Annotated in this window: 17 protein-coding genes; 6 read left to right on the top strand and 11 right to left on the bottom strand. The window is 39.5% G+C overall.

What is annotated here, in order from left to right; translation table 11 throughout:
* Nucleotides 1-400: 400 nt before the first annotated feature.
* The 8 genes from ybgF to AAEY94_RS17725 all read right to left on the bottom strand — a co-directional run bounded on the left by ybgF (nucleotide 401) and on the right by AAEY94_RS17725 (nucleotide 7801).
* Entirely contained in the window at nucleotides 401-1138 is a 738-nt protein-coding gene (gene ybgF, locus AAEY94_RS17690) for a tol-pal system protein YbgF (RefSeq protein WP_059745509.1), read from the bottom strand.
* 55 nt (nucleotides 1139-1193) lie between these two features.
* Nucleotides 1194-1730, bottom strand: coding sequence for a peptidoglycan-associated lipoprotein Pal (pal, locus tag AAEY94_RS17695; protein ID WP_101086786.1), 537 nt, complete (start codon nucleotides 1728-1730; stop codon nucleotides 1194-1196).
* Nucleotides 1731-1753: 23 nt separating this feature from the next.
* Complete coding sequence (gene tolB, locus AAEY94_RS17700) at nucleotides 1754-3082, bottom strand: Tol-Pal system beta propeller repeat protein TolB (protein ID WP_011636935.1); 1329 nt, start codon at nucleotides 3080-3082, stop codon at nucleotides 1754-1756.
* Between the two features lie 43 nt (nucleotides 3083-3125).
* A complete protein-coding gene (gene tolA / locus AAEY94_RS17705; RefSeq protein WP_350979411.1) occupies nucleotides 3126-4094 on the bottom strand; it encodes a cell envelope integrity protein TolA in 969 nt (322 codons plus the stop codon).
* Nucleotides 4095-4523, bottom strand: a complete 429-nt coding sequence (gene tolR / locus AAEY94_RS17710; protein ID WP_101086784.1) for a protein TolR — start codon at nucleotides 4521-4523, stop codon at nucleotides 4095-4097.
* A complete protein-coding gene (gene tolQ, locus AAEY94_RS17715; protein WP_101086783.1) occupies nucleotides 4523-5212 on the bottom strand; it encodes a protein TolQ in 690 nt (229 codons plus the stop codon). Before tolQ ends, tolR begins: the two co-directional genes overlap by 1 nt.
* Entirely contained in the window at nucleotides 5202-5603 is a 402-nt protein-coding gene (gene ybgC, locus AAEY94_RS17720; protein WP_101086782.1) for a tol-pal system-associated acyl-CoA thioesterase, read from the bottom strand. The genes tolQ and ybgC overlap by 11 nt, the downstream gene beginning before the upstream one ends.
* A gap of 1328 nt (nucleotides 5604-6931) precedes the next feature.
* Complete coding sequence (locus AAEY94_RS17725) at nucleotides 6932-7801, bottom strand: flagellar protein MotY (RefSeq protein WP_350979414.1); 870 nt, start codon at nucleotides 7799-7801, stop codon at nucleotides 6932-6934.
* Nucleotides 7802-7988: 187 nt separating this feature from the next.
* Between AAEY94_RS17725 and rnt the strand changes: the two genes are divergently transcribed.
* Nucleotides 7989-8654, top strand: a complete 666-nt coding sequence (gene rnt / locus AAEY94_RS17730) for a ribonuclease T (RefSeq protein WP_101086779.1) — start codon at nucleotides 7989-7991, stop codon at nucleotides 8652-8654.
* 124 nt (nucleotides 8655-8778) lie between these two features.
* Here rnt and AAEY94_RS17735 read toward each other — a convergent pair whose 3' ends face one another.
* Nucleotides 8779-9384 (bottom strand): peroxiredoxin, encoded by a 606-nt coding sequence (locus tag AAEY94_RS17735; RefSeq protein ID WP_011636928.1) that lies wholly within the window; start codon nucleotides 9382-9384, stop codon nucleotides 8779-8781.
* Between the two features lie 390 nt (nucleotides 9385-9774).
* On the opposite strand from AAEY94_RS17735, the gene AAEY94_RS17740 reads away from it, so the two are divergent.
* Nucleotides 9775-11097, top strand: coding sequence for a Na+/H+ antiporter family protein (locus AAEY94_RS17740; protein WP_335691514.1), 1323 nt, complete (start codon nucleotides 9775-9777; stop codon nucleotides 11095-11097).
* A 133-nt stretch (nucleotides 11098-11230) separates the two neighbouring features.
* On the opposite strand, the gene upp is transcribed toward AAEY94_RS17740, so the two are convergent.
* Nucleotides 11231-11857: a uracil phosphoribosyltransferase gene (gene upp / locus AAEY94_RS17745; protein WP_101086777.1), complete on the bottom strand. Its 627-nt coding sequence runs from the start codon at nucleotides 11855-11857 to the stop codon at nucleotides 11231-11233.
* Nucleotides 11858-12098: 241 nt separating this feature from the next.
* Here upp and purM point away from each other — a divergent pair, with 241 nt between their 5' ends.
* Entirely contained in the window at nucleotides 12099-13136 is a 1038-nt protein-coding gene (gene purM, locus AAEY94_RS17750; RefSeq protein ID WP_101086776.1) for a phosphoribosylformylglycinamidine cyclo-ligase, read from the top strand.
* Nucleotides 13136-13780, top strand: coding sequence for a phosphoribosylglycinamide formyltransferase (purN, locus tag AAEY94_RS17755; RefSeq protein WP_101086775.1), 645 nt, complete (start codon nucleotides 13136-13138; stop codon nucleotides 13778-13780). Before purM ends, purN begins: the two co-directional genes overlap by 1 nt.
* A gap of 129 nt (nucleotides 13781-13909) precedes the next feature.
* On the opposite strand, the gene cysB is transcribed toward purN, so the two are convergent.
* Nucleotides 13910-14887 carry an HTH-type transcriptional regulator CysB gene (gene cysB / locus AAEY94_RS17760; RefSeq protein ID WP_162023403.1) on the bottom strand — a complete coding sequence of 326 codons (978 nt, stop codon included), beginning with the start codon at nucleotides 14885-14887 and terminating at the stop codon, nucleotides 13910-13912.
* Between the two features lie 389 nt (nucleotides 14888-15276).
* Between cysB and AAEY94_RS17765 the strand changes: the two genes are divergently transcribed.
* Entirely contained in the window at nucleotides 15277-16056 is a 780-nt protein-coding gene (locus AAEY94_RS17765; RefSeq protein WP_101086773.1) for a hypothetical protein, read from the top strand.
* 552 nt (nucleotides 16057-16608) lie between these two features.
* The gene (locus AAEY94_RS17770) at nucleotides 16609-17061 is read left to right on the top strand and encodes a nuclear transport factor 2 family protein (RefSeq protein WP_101086772.1); all 453 of its coding nucleotides are present in this window, start codon (nucleotides 16609-16611) and stop codon (nucleotides 17059-17061) included.
* The last annotated feature ends 180 nt before the right edge of the window (nucleotides 17062-17241 follow it).

Consider the following 17241-nt stretch of genomic DNA (forward strand, 5'->3'; position numbering starts at 1 on the left):
TTGGTTAAAAGCCAACTGCTCTACCAACTGAGCTAACGACCCATCTTGGTTTTGCAAGAACTGATATTCTTACTGGAACAAAAGCCAACTGTCTCTATTTCAAGACCAACTAAGCTAACGACCCATCTTTGTTTTGCAAGAACTTAAGGTTCTTACTGGAATGAAACAAACTGCCTATATTTCAAGTCTTGTTAAATTATCATCCCATTTTGTTGTTTGTTAATAACAACTCATATTACAGTAACTGTAGACTAAGTTATTATCACATCAACACACCCCAGAAGGCTCTGCCGTTCTGAGGGCGCCTATAATACCTTTTTCAATTTCTCATGCAAGCCCAAATTTATAATTTCTTGTTGTTTGCATGAAAAACAGACTAAGAGGCTGTTTTTTGGCTTAATTAGCCTTTCAATGCTGATAATTGCTGTTGTGCAAGGCGTGCGGAGGCACTATCTGCGTACTCTTTTAAGACTTTGTTATACAGTGCTCTTGCACCCGCAGAGTCATTTTCTTTTTCTGCAATCATGCCAAGCTTAACTAAACTATCGCCACGCTTATTTGAATCTGCAAATTTACTGACAACTGTACTAAAAGCTTGTTTCGCATCATTGTACTCACTTTTATTGTACAACAATTGGCCTAACCAATAGTTTGCATTAGCTGCATAATTAGATTCTGGGTATGTCGATATAAAACTACGAAAAGCAGGAATGGCTTCATCATACTTGCGTTCTTTAAGAACCAAGTTAACAGCGGCCTCATAGCTTCCTGTTTCACCTAACGTTGAACTGGCTGCGGCAACCGTAGTAGCATCAGCTTGAGCTGGCGCTGCTGGGGTTGATGACTTAGCAGTAAGATTAGCAATTTCCTCGTACAGCTGTCGTTGACGCTGTAACATCTGATTCATTTGATAATTTTGTTGCTCAGTAATGCCTCTTAAATCTAACACTTCATTTTGCAATGCATCCATACGACGTTGCATGTCGAATTCGCCTTGTTGCTTTGCTTTAATGATGCGTTCTAATCTTGAAATTCTGTCATCATTTGAACCACCAGATGCATCCGAAACCGGTGCTGGTGCAGCAAAAGCCGTGGCCGTTGTAAAGAACATCGCCGCAACTAATATGGCTAGTTTCATTTTTATCTCCTAAAAAAGGCCAACCGATAACGGTTGGCCTTACACTTCTTACGCTTTAGTAAACTAACACACCACGACGGTTTTTAGCAAAACCAGTATCGTTACGTGAATAATCTAATGGCTTTTCTTCGCCGTAGCTCACGATGCTCATTTGGCTAGGTTGTACACCCATACCTTGTAAATACTTAGCAACCGCTTTAGCACGACGTTCGCCTAGTGCGATGTTGTATTCTGGAGTACCACGTTCATCAGCATGACCTTCAATCAACACTCGAACATTTGGATGTTCAACTAAATAGTTACCATGAGCTTGAATGATCTCAGCATTTTCACTTTGAACTTCACTGCGATCAAAGTCGAAGTAAATGATATTTTGACGACGTAATTCTTGTTCTTTTAAACGCTGCTGTTCTGCAGAGCTCAGTACAGGAGCTACACCACCAGTTTCAATACCACCATTACCGTATTCACTACCAGTACCACTCATAGAACCGTTAGCGTCAGTTTCAGAGTCTGAAGTTGAGCTACAGGCACCCAGTGCCATAAGCGGAACTGCAACCAACATAGCTTTAAACAACTTATTCAGATCCATTTTAAATCCTTATCAATATCTATTTAGAGAAACGGAGACCATGCTGGTGACTTCACCTCGCCCTGGCCGACAGGCAATCTTGCTTTAAATCTGCCGTCCATAGAAACAGCAGCTAACACTTGTTTACCTTGATGGGTTGTACCGTAGATAACCATAGTGCCATTTGGAGCAACACTTGGTGATTCATCAAGTTGAGTTGATGAAAGCACCTGCATAAAGCGTGTTGCAAGATCCATTCTAGCAATATGGAATTTACCGTTAGTACGGTTTACAAAAATCATACTACGACCGTCTGGGCTAATTGAACCGCCTAGGTTCCATTCACCTTCAAAAGTCATACGCGAGACTTTATTTGTATCTAAACTTACGCGATATAACTGTGGTTTCCCACCACGTTCAGAGGTAAATAAAATTGATTTACCGTCTGGGAACCAAGAAGGTTCAGTATCGATTGCGTAATGCTCTGTAATACGTCGAGTTGCTTTAGTCGCAATATCGACGACATAAATTTCTGGTTGGCCATCTTTTGACAGTGTAACAGCTAATTTTTTCCCATCAGGAGAAAATGCTGGTGCACCATTAATACCGTCAAAACTACTCACTAATGTACGAGTTTGGCTGTAAATGTCTTGAACAAAGATTTCAGCTTTTCTATTTTCAAAACTCACATAAGCTAAACGACGACCATCAGGAGACCACGTTGGTGACATCAATGGCTCTGGTGAACGTAGTAACATTTGTTCATTGTAGCCATCGTAATCCGCAATCATTAGATGGTAAGGTGCTTTTTGACCTTGTTTAACCACAACATATGCGATACGGGTTAAAAATGCACCACGAATACCGGTGAGCTTTTCATACACAATATCACTGATACGGTGGCTGTACTGTCTAAATTGGTTTGCACTAATAACCGTTTCACGGCTTTCAAGTAATAACTCATTGTTATTCTGAGGCCCTTTACCCGCTTGAAGTTGTGCTTTAACTAAATCAATCAGCTCAAAACTCACTAAATATTGATCGGCGCCATATGGCTTAACCGTACCAACCACAAGCGCTTCCGCTTCTACATTAGCCCAATTTTGAGCAGTAAATCCATTTACAGACGAAATAGTTGATTGTGGCAATGCACGCACATCAAGTGTCTTAAATGTACCACTGCGAGACAAATCAGATGCTACCACATCAGAAATAGATGCAGGAGCTGGACCTTGACCTTGCCATACAAAAGGTACAACAGCAATCGGTCTTGCTGCATCAACCCCTTCTGTAATCACAATATCTAACGCTGCGCGAGCAGGTGTAGTTAACACTATTAATACCAGTGTTAGCCATTTAGCCAAATTATTCATGCGACTCCTTTTAACTCCATTCCATCATTAAATACGATTGATATTAATTAAATTCCGGTGAAACGGTTAAATTAATTTCTTTTAATTGCTGATAAACAGCCGGTTCAGGCGATACTGGTAACCGTCCCGCTTTATTTATCGACGCTTTGGCGGCTCGACAAACTACCTGATCACCATCTAACGTTTGGCTTGTTGTGACAAAACCATCTGACGCTAGACGAATAAAGACCCTGCAGCTTTTCCCACGCATTGACTCATCAACAACTAAATTTCGTTGAATAGTGGCAATAATCATTGCTTTATACTTATCAACTTCTGACAACACTTGCTTGTTACGTGTTTTAGAAAGTGAGTCTTGTTCAGCAGCCATAGCCTCTGCCATTTCACGTTCTTGACGCGCTTTAGTATCAGCTTCTGCTTTACGTTTACGCTCAGCATCTTCTTTACGTTTACGTTCGTCATCAGCGCGTTGACGTTCTTCTTGAGCTTTTTTCGCAGCAGCTTCTTCTTGCTTACGTTTTTCAGCGGCTTTCTTAGCTGCGTCTTCAGAAGCTTTTTGCTCTTGTTCTTTTTGCTTGCGTACTACTTCAGCTTTATCTGCTCGCTCTTTTTCTAGCACTTGCTTTGCCTGAGCGGCTTTAGCGGCGTCATTAGCCTTTTGAGTTTCCTGCTCTTTTTGTTTACGCTGGATCTCTAAAGTTTTAATTTTTTCTTGTTCACGTTCACGTTCACGCTCACGGCGAGCTTCTGATGCTTTACGTTCTAGTTCTGCTTGACGGGCTTTTTCTTGCTGGGCCACATCTTGCTTTTGTTTCTTTAATTGCTCAACTCTGTCATTCACTTTCTGTTGATCAATTACAATTGCTTGTACAGCAGGTGCACTTGCTGCTGCCGTTTGCATTTGCTTGGGCTTATCATCAAAACTAATGCCTAAAGCAAGAATGACGATAAATCCAATATGAATACCAGCAGAAATAGAAACTGGTACGGTTAAATCTGAATTTCCAGCCACCTATTTCTCCTTTGGTGAATCGGTCATTAGCCCTACGGCAGGCACACCAGCACCTTGCAAGCTAATCATTAATTGAATAACGCTTTCATAAGGTATCGTGCGGTCCGCTTTTACAACCACTGGCCTTAACGGTTCAAGTTGGATTAATGCTCCAACTTCAGTTGATACTTGCTCTAAGTCCATAACTTCAGAGTTAGAACTACTGCCGATATTCAAAAAATATTGTCCCTCTGCGTCAATCGATGCAACGATAGGAGGCTTACTATCAGGTGGCAACGACTCCGCATTACCTTGAGGCAATTCTACTTTGACTCCTTGCGATACAATAGGCGCTGTCACCATAAAAATAATCAACAACACCAACATCACGTCGATGTAAGGTACCACGTTGATTTCTGCAACTGGACGACGACGTTTACGCTGATACATTAAACAGCTTCCTTCTCGCTATACGCTTGACGTTGCAATATGTTGGAGAATTCTTCCATAAAGTTAGCATAACTCATTTCAATTTTATCAACTTGCGTTGTAAAACGGTTATAACCAATAACGGCAGGTATTGCAGCAAACAAGCCCATTGCAGTTGCAATCAATGCTTCTGCAATACCAGGTGCAACCATTGCCAATGTGGCATTTTCTACCGCGCCCAGTGCAATAAAGGAATTCATAATTCCCCATACCGTACCAAACAAGCCAATGTATGGACTGGTTGAACCAATCGTTGCCAATAACGGTAAATGGTTTTCAAGTTTCTCCATTTCGCGCGACAAACTCACTCGCATTGCTCGAGACGTTCCATCCATAACCGCTTCAGGAGCTTTACTGTTTACTTTGCTCAAACGAGTATATTCTTTGAAACCAGCCACAAACATCGATTCTAAACCAGAGATAGCACTACCACGCGCAATTAATTCTTTGTAAAGACGATTTAAATCAACACCAGACCAAAACGTTTCTTCAAAACGTAATGACTTAACTCTTGCAGAACCTAATAATTTGTTGCGTTGAATGATCACTGCCCATGAGGCAATCGATAATGCCAACAAGGTCAGCATAACTAACTTTACCAACACACTGGCTTCTAAAAACAAACCAATAAATGAAATTTCAGCGTGCACTGTCAAACTCCTGAACAATATTTAGGGGAATAGCACGGGGACGCATACGTGATAAAGATATACACGCGACAACAACAGTCGCTTCACAATAGCAATCACCTTGATGATCAACTAGGCGCTGGTGAAATACCAACGACACTTTTTTTAATTCTATAACCTTGGATTCAACCACGAAATCCTGTTCAAATTTTGCAGCTTTACGAAAATCTAATTCTGCATGTTTGACGACAAAAGCAATATCTTCTGCCAACAGTTCAGCTTGGCGAACACCCATTGCTTTTAACCATTGCGTTCGGGCTCGTTCAAAAAATTTTAAGTAATTCGAATGGTACACAACACCGCCGGCATCGGTATCTTCGTAATAGATTGAAATAGGCCAAACAAACATAATCTGAACATCAATTTTTAGGTTGTAAAAGTTGGCTTACTATACCGAGTACCAACACGCTTGTGAATATTGTACCGAGGGAAAAGCAGACTTTATTTTGCTCAAAATGCGCTAAAACACACTAAAAACCTCAGGAACTGTAAGAGATGAAGCTTTATTAATGTGTTTACCCAAAAATTTAACAATTTATTAAACAAAACATGCCATATAAATAGAATTTTTCCTGGTAACAACAGCCTACTTTTACGGCCTAAAGCTCACAAAAAGACAATAATCAGGTAAAAGTAAACTGCGAATCCCCCTTACCATCGCACACTTTGCAAAATGTAAACGTGAATAAATGTTAAGCCGGTAAAATTCACCAACCTCTTTTTAGCAGATACATTATCAATTGTTAAGTTAATAGCATTATCTTACTCGTCTTGATGACCATATGCTGTGTGTTAAACATCAAGAAGAGATAACCGTAAAATCCCACCTTAAATATGGGTAGAATAATCATATTCATAGTGGTGTAGAGTAATATTTAACATATTAAAAGGAGTAAGCAGACTTTACAGCATGACGGGATATATACTATTTGTTAAATATTATTGCCGCCTAATTAACTAATCCGAATAGTTATGCATAAAAAATAAGTAATAACCTAATAAAGCGCTATATAAGACGATTAGAGTATAAATAACATATCACCACCGCCACAAAGCATTAGCTTTACTAATGATAACGCTTAATTTTTCTAGTTTGTCAGATTAGTGTATACATTCTATTATTGCCTTGTTTTCAGGACACATCTGATTCAGATGTTGAAAACCAAGAACTCCAAACTGATGTAACCCAATACCTCAGTTATCCCTAGTTCTTATGCTTGACTTCCTTCCTTAAATTTGTTGATTGCAAATTATTTAGCCCACTTGGATTAAGTGGGTTTTTTTTACCTTTTTTTTAGCATCTTTATAAACCCAAATGAGAAGCTTTGCGAAAAAAATTGTAAATTCGAGCGCTACTGATAGGTTGAACCCTTTCAAATGATCACCACGCAAAATACCCTTACATGTTTTATTGATTAGGCTCTTAAAGGAACGATGGTTCATTTATAAAAGAGTATTGTCAATTTGGCTCAATTTAGTTTTACGAATGTTGAATAAATGCCGAGTAAAGCAGACTGATAAACATAGGGGAACTTTGGCTGTCGTATCAATACTATTTATTAGAAAAATAGCTGACTCAAGTTACTAGCAACATCGTGACTCAAGTAAATTGATATCTCAATCATATCCAGTAATAAGGATACTGCCCATGGCTGAGCAGTGAGTGATACATGAATGGGTTTATATAGGCTTGGTTATTTTAATCACGACTCTGCGGTTCATCTTACGTTCTTCAGCAAGATCATTGCCTGTTACATGGCGTTTTTCACCATGGCCCGATGTATGAATCCGATCCTTAGGAATACCACTAGCAATGAGAATATCTTTCACTGAGTCCGCACGTTTATCTGACACCTTTTGGTTAACCGAGCGTCCACCGTAACTGTCGGTGTAAGCATCAATCAGTACAAGCTCGACTTCAGGGTCATAAGACAAATAACGCTGTATTTTCTGTAATTGTTGGGTAGAAAAACGAGTCAGCTCTACCCCGCCTTCTTGGTAATTTAACACTGTAAAAGCAATATCATCAAAACTGTAAGGCAGTAAATTAGCCAAGCAGGCGCGAAATTCACGGTATTTACCGCCAAAATTAGCTGACGACAATCCCACGGCAATTTTAGCGTTTTGATTATACCAATCCGCATAATAAAACGTGGGCTCCATTCCTTGACTCAATTCATTCAACATCGACCAAGCGGCTTTTTTGGGTACTTCACCATTAAATTGCTTATTGTAAGTCAGTTGAGTGATTTCTTTAGAATTGTGTCCAGGACGCCAACTAGGGGCTCGACTAATTAATGTCGCGTTGGTCACCGAATCAGGTTTTAACCACATATCTAACGTAAAATGTAAATTTAGCTCTTTACCGGCATTACTGGTAAACACAGCACGCCCATAGTCAGGAATATCATGTTCAAGACGGCATTCTATCGGATTGTTCTCACCGATACGCCATGCTGAGTTTTCCAGTGACGCAACGTAGTGCCTCAAATCGGCATTAGCCGTTGAGCAAAGACACAAACTTGTGAGGACCATCAGTTTTCGCCACATAAAACCACCCTTTATACCCGATTACATTTGTTCTATCGGCCATAAAGTCAGTTCCTTTAGTAAACAATCATGTTTAATCGATGATAAAAACCACAATCAAACATGACACTGCGCTTGAGTTTGCGCATAATACTCGGCTTATATCATTTGCACCGATGAATGATAGCTATTGAGGATAAAAACTGTAATGACTGATATTTGCGACGCTAATAAGTTTAAACACCGATTTCGTGGTTATTTCCCTGTTGTTATCGATGTCGAAACTGCTGGGTTTAATGCTAATACCGATGCGTTGCTTGAAATTGCCGTCAGCTTACTAAAAATGAATAGTGATGGGATCATTGTACTTGATAGAACCCTTCATTTTCATATTGAGCCTTTTGAAGGCGCGAACTTAGAGCCTGCAGCTTTAGCTTTTAATGGTATAGACCCCACTAATCCACTTCGTGGTGCAGTAGACGAAAAAGTCGCTTTTTTAGAGATTTTTAAAGAAGTAAAAAAAGCCCAAAAAGCAGCAGATTGTCATCGCAGTATCATTGTCGCGCACAATGCCGCTTTTGATTTAGGTTTTGTTAACAAGGCTATTGAACGAAATGGTTTAAAACGTTCTCCTTTTCATCCTTTTGCTAGCTTTGATACCGCGACACTTGCAGGCCTGGCTATTGGACACACAGTATTAGCTAAAGCCTGTAAAATGGCAGGGATCGATTTCGACAACAATGAAGCCCATTCAGCATTATATGATACCGAACGTACCGCCGAACTATTTTGCCTTATAGTCAATCGATGGAAAGCATTGGGTGGTTGGCCATTAGCGGCTGTGGAAGATGATACCGACTCAGCAAACGAATAATGAATACTCAGCCCTTTGATCTCATGCCAGCCATCTACACTTGGCTAGTGCGATAACAAAGTATTAATTTTATCCAATAAAAAAGCTGCCGAAGCAGCTTTTTTATTATCTCTAACTTGCTAGATTATAGCTTGTCAGAATTATCTTTTAGATATGCAGCAACACCTTCAGTGCTTGCAGTCATACCTTTTTCGCCTTTTGACCAGCCCGCTGGACAAACTTCACCGTGCTCTTCATGGAACTGAAGTGCGTCAATCATACGGATCATTTCATCAACGTTACGGCCTAGTGGTAAATCGTTAACCACTTGGTGACGAACTTGGCCTTCTTTGTCTACTAAGAAAGAACCACGGAAAGCCACACCAGCTTCTGGATGCTCTACGTCGTATGCTTTACAAATTTCGTGCTTAACATCAGCAACTAGAGTGTACTTAACTTGGCCAATACCACCCTTGTCTACTGGAGTGTTACGCCATGCGTTATGAGTAAACTGTGAATCAATAGAAACACCAATCACTTCAACACCACGTTTAGTGAACTCTTCCATACGGTGATCAAAAGCAATTAGCTCTGATGGGCATACAAAAGTAAAATCGAGTGGGTAGAAGAAAATAACTGCAGGCTTACCTTTAATTGCGGTAGCAAGGTTAAATGTGTCAACAATTTCACCAGAACCAAGAACGGCTGCTGCGGTAAAATCTGGGGCTGGACGGCCTACTAATACGCTCATTATCTATCTCCATTTAATGGCTTAAACACTCAACAACGGTATATGCGTATCGCAAAATGATGATCCACCAAGCAATTACCCATACCGTTGGGACTTATATCAGTCGTATACCATACATCTAAATTAACGGACTTATAAGTCATTTCAGATGAAAGTTGGTTTACTTGCTGAAAAATAAAACATGATGACCCATTAAATAATAAGTTTCAAATATGACAAAATGATTTGATAACAAGATTTCACTCATCACTATCAACAACCATATGTTAAACAGCAAATAATTCTGAGCTAACTATCAGCAAAAAATACCTAAAAAAGCGATATGCGCTGGACAAATAGACACTAGACAGTCAAGAATAGCGGCCTCACTTACTTTTAAGAAAAATGATTATGAATGCGGTTGTTATCGCGGTTTGCTTAATGCTGTTTTTAAGCTTTATTCGAATTAACGTTGTGGTCTCACTAACCATCAGTGCTGTTGTCGCCGGTTTAGTCGGTGGATTAGATATTCATCAAACAATTGCAGCCTTTAATGATGGCCTAGGCGGCGGCGCTCAAATAGCCCTAAGCTACGCATTGCTTGGTGCATTTGCAGCAGCTTTGTCACATTCAGGCTTAACAACATTGATTTCTCATTCAATTATAAAGAAACTCGGTAAAGAACCTAATAGTAGTAATACTCAAGTTGTACGTTGGTTGTTATTGGTCACAATATTATTGATGGCGGTTTCATCACAAAATATTTTGCCTATTCACATCGCTTTCATACCCATTCTTATTCCACCATTACTAAATGTCATTTCAAAGCTACATATCGACCGCCGTCTTATAGCCTGTATTCTCACATTTGGCTTGGTCACCACGTACATGATTCTACCCATCGGTTTTGGCGGTATTTTCCTCAATGATATCCTGTTGGCAAATTTAAATACAAATGGGCTAAATGCAATCCGTGAACAAATTCCTAACGCAATGCTATTACCTGCTATGGGCATGGTTGTAGGTTTACTCACCGCAATATTTATTAGTTACCGCAAACCTAGACAATATATGATTGAAGAACCAGTGGTAAGCGACAATATTGAAACCACGATAAGTCGAAAAAGCCTAGTGATATCACTCTCAGCAATAGTGGTCACTTTAATCGTTCAATTACAAACTGATTCGATGATATTTGGTGCATTAAGTGGATTTATTATCTTTCGTTTTTCTGGAATCATTAAACACGAAGTAAGCAAAGACCTGTTTAATCAAGGTGTGCACATGATGGCCAGCATCGGCTTTATTATGATTGCAGCTGCAGGCTTTGCTGCAGTAGTTAAATCTACCGGGGAAGTTGGCACACTAGTGACCTCTCTAGGTGACATCATTGGTGACAACAAAGCGTTAGCCGCATTACTGATGCTTATTGTTGGATTATTGATCACCATGGGAATTGGCTCTTCGTTCTCAACCATTCCCATTATCGCCACTATTTACGTGCCTTTAGCGCTCAGTTTTGGTTTTTCTGTCGCAGCAACAATTGCGCTAGTGGGTACCGCTGCAGCGCTTGGTGACGCGGGTTCGCCAGCATCAGATTCGACACTAGGTCCCACAGCGGGTCTTAATGCCGATGGGCAACATGATCATATTCGCGACAGCGTGATCCCGACGTTTATTCACTATAATATTCCACTGCTTGTTTTTGGTTGGATCGCTGCGATGGTGCTTTAACATTCAACAGATAGCTACGGCTTATCAAGATAAAAAATAAAAACGGGAGCCTCACTAAAGGCTCCCGTTTTTATGGTCTCGTACATGATATTAATCATATCGAGCCTGGGTATCTATAATCTCGGATAACGAACTATTTGGTACCGAATATCTTATCGCCCGCATCACCTAAACCTGGCAAGATATAACCTTGCTCGTTTAAGCAATCATCAATCGCAGCGGTATACAATTCAATATCAGGATGCGCGAGTTCAAGTGCTTTAATGCCTTCTGGCGCAGCAACCAAAACCAACGCTTTAATTGAAGTACAACCACGTTTTTTCAGCAGGTCGATAGTCGCAATCATTGAACCGCCAGTCGCTAACATTGGGTCAACCACTAAAGCAATACGCTCTTCAACATTACTGACTATTTTTTCAAAGTAAGGTATAGGTTGTAGTGTTTCTTCATCACGATAAATACCCACTACAGAAATACGCGCACTAGGAAGATGCTCAAGAACGCCATCCATCATACCTAAACCCGCACGAAGAATAGGCACTACGGTCACTTTCTTACCTTTAAGTTGCTCAATAGTAACAGGGCCATTCCAACCTTCAATTGTCACCGTTTCAGTTTCAAAATCAGCGGTAGCTTCGTAGGTTAATAAACTGCCAACTTCAGTGGCAAGTTCACGAAATCGTTTGGTGCTGATATCAGCTTCACGCATCAAACCGACTTTATGACGTACCAGTGGATGCTTTACTTCAACGACTTTCATTTCTTTCTCCTAGATTTCTGACTATTTCAGGCAAATTTGACAAATGTTAGTCGATTTATCCTCTCTATAAAACATAAAGTTTCAAAATTGCAGTAAATCGTGACCTAAACCAATAAAAAATAGGCAATTCATCGTTTTCTTTATAGGATAAAGTAAAAACATGGCTTCCGACTAGCAGCACAAACTGGTAGAATATTGCCGCATAAAATTCCATAAAACGATGTACCCTAGAGGATCCTCCGTGACCACTCCTACCCCCCTAAGTTACAAAGACGCCGGCGTTGATATCGATGCAGGTAATGCGTTAGTAAACAACATTAAATCTGCGGTAAAACGCACTCGCCGTCCAGAAGTTATGGGCAATTTAGGTGGTTTTGGCGCATTATGCGAATTACCAACTAAATACAAACATCCAGTGCTTGTTTCGGGCACTGATGGTGTTGGCACTAAATTAAGATTAGCCATTGATTACAAAAAGCATGACACCGTCGGTGTTGATTTAGTTGCTATGTGTGTTAATGACCTGATTGTTTCTGGCGCTGAACCGCTTTTCTTCCTCGATTACTACGCGACTGGTAAGCTTGACGTTGAAACGGCAACCTCAGTTGTTAGCGGCATTGCAGAAGGTTGTTTCCAATCTGGTTGCGCATTAATCGGTGGCGAAACGGCTGAAATGCCGGGCATGTACGAAGGCGAAGATTACGACCTTGCCGGATTTTGTGTTGGTGTTGTTGAAAAAGCAGACATCATTGATGGTACCAAAGTCAAAGCCGGTGACTCACTCATAGCACTTGGTTCGAGTGGTCCTCATTCAAATGGTTACTCATTAATCCGTAAGGTATTAGAAGTCAGCAAAGCAGACCCTCAGCAAGATCTTGCTGGTAAGCCATTGATTGACCATTTATTAGAACCAACAAGAATATATGTTAAGCCTTTGTTGAAACTGATTGAACAATCAGACATTCACGCTATGGCGCACATTACCGGTGGTGGATTCTGGGAAAATATCCCACGAGTGCTTCCTGATGATTGTAAAGCTGTAATCAAGGGTGACTCTTGGCAATGGCCAGTGGTGTTCGATTGGATAATGACAAACGGTAACATAGCACAACACGAAATGTTCCTAACATTTAACTGTGGTGTGGGTATGGTTATTGCGCTGCCAACAGACAAAGTCGATGCTGCATTGGCATTATTAACAGCAGAAGGCGAAAATGCTTGGTTGATAGGTGAAATTGCTACGCGTCAAGGTGACGAAGAGCAAGTGGAGATCATCTAATGAGCCAAAGCTGTCGTGTTGTGGTACTGATTTCCGGGAATGGCAGTAATCTTCAAGCTATCATTGATGGCTGTGACGATAACCTAAAAGCTGACATTGTTGGTGTGATTAGTAACAAGCCGGATGCTTATGGGTTAATTCGCGCTCATCAAAGCGAGATTGATACCAGTTGCGTTATTCCTTATACCAATGAAGTACGCAGTGATTATGATGCGCGTTTATTGAAATCAATTGAAAAATACCAACCGGATCTGATTATTCTTGCAGGTTTTATGCGTATTTTGACAGATGATTTTGTAAGTCACTTCCTTGGAAAGATGATTAATATTCATCCATCATTATTACCTAAGTATACCGGGCTTCACACGCATCAACGGGCTATTGATGCCGGCGATAAAAAGCATGGCGCTAGTGTGCATTTTGTTATTCCAGAGCTCGATGCCGGACCGGTAATATTACAAGCTAAAGTCCCTATTTACCCTGAAGATAATGCTGAAGTATTAGCTGAGCGTGTTCATGAACAAGAACATGCCATTTATCCTCTTGTAGTAAAATGGTTCAGCTTAGGTCGTTTAGCGATGGCTGATGGTAAAGCTTACTTAGATGGCGAGTTAATTGGTCCATCTGGTTACGCACCAGATTAATATCGATGACTAAGTGACTAAGTGACTAAGTGACTAAGTGACTAAGTGACTAAGTCTTTATGTTAAAAACAAAAAACCTCGCTAATTCGCGAGGTTTTTTTATGCAATAAACATTGTCGATATACAGTGCTAACGTACCGGTAATGTCATGTCTGCAAACATTTCATCAATCAGTTGTTGATCACGAAGCGCGACCGCTTTTTCTACCACATCTCGGGTTAAATGCGGTGCAAAATGTCGCATAAAGTCATACATGTAACTGCGTAAAAAACTACCACGTCTAAAACCAATTTTGGTTGTACTATGAGCAAACAAATGACTCGCATCAATCGCGACTAGATCTTTATCTACTGCTGGATCGATAGCCATTGAAGCAATAACCCCTACCCCTAACCCTAAACGTACGTATGTTTTAAGTACATCAGCACTGGTTGCACTAAACACCACCCGAGGATCAAGATCCGCACGCTTAAAAGACTTTTCAATTTCAGAGGCTTTATCAAAACCAAACACATAAGTCACCAGCGGAAATTTGGCTAAATCTTCAATACTAATTTTTGTCGATTGAGTCGCGAATGGATGGTCACGAGTCACAACAATTGATCGATTCCAATGATAACAAGGCAGCATAATTAAATCGGTATACAAGTGCATTGCTTCAGTAGCAATGGCAAAATCAGCATCACCTCTAGCCGCTTGCTCACTAATTTGTGATGGCGTACCTTGATGCATATGCAAATTCACTTTCGGATATCGTTTAATAAACTCTTTAATAATTTGTGGCAGAGCATATCGAGCCTGAGTATCGGTGGTGGTAATATTTAAATCACCCTGATTAGGCTGAGTATATTCTTCAGATACCTTTTTAATGCTATCGACCTTGCCAAGTATATCATTTGCAATATCAATAACTTGCTGACCTGCTGGAGTCACGTGAGTCAAGTGCTTACCACTTCGACCAAATATTTGAATACCTAATTCATCTTCTAGCATTCTAACTTGCTTACTAATGCCGGGTTGTGAGGTATAGAGGTTCTCAGCCGTTGATGACACATTTAGGTTGTGTTTAACAACCTCTGCAATATATCTAAGTTGTTGCAGCTTCATGGTTTTATCCTTTATTTAACCAGCACTCATCAGCAAAATATGCAAATAAGAACAAATCGATCGATGTTTCACATGGCAAGAACAGTTGTTCAACTATAATAAAACGTTATATGACAATTGAAATGTAATATAAATAGGAATAACGAGCAAGTAAAAATCACCTGCAATTTAATTGACTTAGCTTTTGATAAACATCCTTACTCAAATGTTTAATGATTTATCAACAAAACGACTTATTATTCAACGACAGCCGCGATAACATACGCTAAGATATAGAATCATTTTGATGCAGTTTTATTGCAACAATTTATTCCAGCATCAAAATAACTTTTAGCCATTGTCGTTTGGCTATATTTACCATGAGATATGAAAGATAAAATGGAACCTTTATGTCCTTAATTTTGGTATTAATTCTTATTGGTGCACTCTTATTGCTGATTATCGGCTTTAGTATTGTCCAACAACAAAAAGAGCGTGCTGAAGCTGAACGTCGAGTAGAAGTATCTCGCCAACGCGCCATTATAGATGAAACCGATGCAGTATTATCCAACACAGGTATGACCCCGTCTTCTAGCCACATTATGTTAGTACTCTATCGCCGCATTCAAGATGCTTTAGAACAATCTGTTATCCATGCATCAGGCCAATTAAAATCGGATTATGAGCGTCGCCTAGCTGACATTAAAATGCAAATAGCCACAGTATCGAATTCACCAAGCCAAGTCCCTGCAATTGAGAATTTTCGTTTACCTGATAATGATAGACAAGTTTTAGAATTAGTAAAAACACTGAAGAAACTTAAAGCTATTTTACGTGCAGAACATAATAAGGGAAAAGTTGATCCGTCTATTTTTGCTGAAGAAGAAATGCGTATCGACAATCTGCAATTAAGGATTAATGTTGATTCTATGATTAGCCGCGCTCGTGCAGCATGCTTTATGAAGCAGTACGGTTCCAGTAAACAAATGGTCACAAAAGCATTAAACACGTTGCACACTATTAAAGCGCAAACGCCAAATGATCCTTTTATTGCTCGTAAAGTCGATGAAGCTAAGCAGTTACTCGATGAAATAATGGGCGCTCAAAAACACAGTGAACCGAGTGCTCCAAAACCGAAAAAAGAAGGCGATGATCTTGATATGCTGTTTCAACCGAAAAAGAAATGGTAATTATCTTTATCTTCGCTAACTAAAAAACCAAGTCTCCTTAGGAGGCTTGGTTTTTTTATACGCAAAATCTATTTAATATAAAAACTGCGTTATTTTTTAACCACACATAAAAAATGCAGTAATACAGTGAGTTAGTAAAATAACTTACGTTCGTCAACACAGTTGTCCACAGAATCTGTGGATAACTGTGTGAGACATTCCTTATCACTATGTTTATTAGCAATAATAAATCGGTATGAACAAACACTCTCTATCGTTGTTTCTATACAAGTCTTGTGCGTTGATACAATTAACTTATGACATGTCATTTTGATTGCGTCAAGCCATTAACTACAAAAGTATCCTCATTTGTAGTTAATCGAACAAATAATAGCTTATCAGTAAACTGAAATGAACCATTGATACTTTCAATATATTACAAAATATGAGCATATAAGGCTTTACGCTACAATTATTGATAATGATATTATTTAAATCGAGCCTATCCTTGTAAGCTATAGCATAAATCGAGATACTAGATAAAAATTATAATATCAGCAGTAAAAAAGCCTTATGTTAAAAATGACTTCCATTAAAATATTCTCTGTATTTCTACTGTTCATTCTCACTGCTTGCGGACAATCAGATGAATTTGGTCAACCTCAACTCACACCAGAACAAGTTTCTTTGGGTTTCTTCGAAGCTATTTATGTCGATCGTGATGTAGAGAAAGCTAAAAAGTTTGTCGCACCTGATATACAGGATGTTATGGATCATTATCATATAGCATCAGCGGTGCAACGACACGTATTAGGCTTATCCATGAAGCAAGTGACGATGTCTATTGATGAAATTGATATCGATTTTTTCCGAAAATTTACCGATGACGTGACTGTAATCGTTAAAATGCAAGGATTAAAAGGTGGAAGACAATGGATTGATGATCGAACCATTCGTCTGCATAAACAAGGCAATACCTGGATTATTGTTGAGATACTACCCGAAAAAGGTCGTATTGAAGGTTAGTATTGAAGGTTAGTATTGAGTCAAAACAGATTACCAAAATTAGCTAATTTTAGTGTTTAATCATGATGGGAGATCAAAAACAATTATCGTTCATTTCAGATACTCACCACTATGCGATATGTTTAAGCATTATAAATAATTGATAAAATAAACAATGAGCAATAACCAATAAAAATAGCA

It is taken from the genome of Shewanella sp. AC34-MNA-CIBAN-0136 (genome assembly GCF_040309945.1).
GTDB lineage: Bacteria > Pseudomonadota > Gammaproteobacteria > Enterobacterales > Shewanellaceae > Shewanella.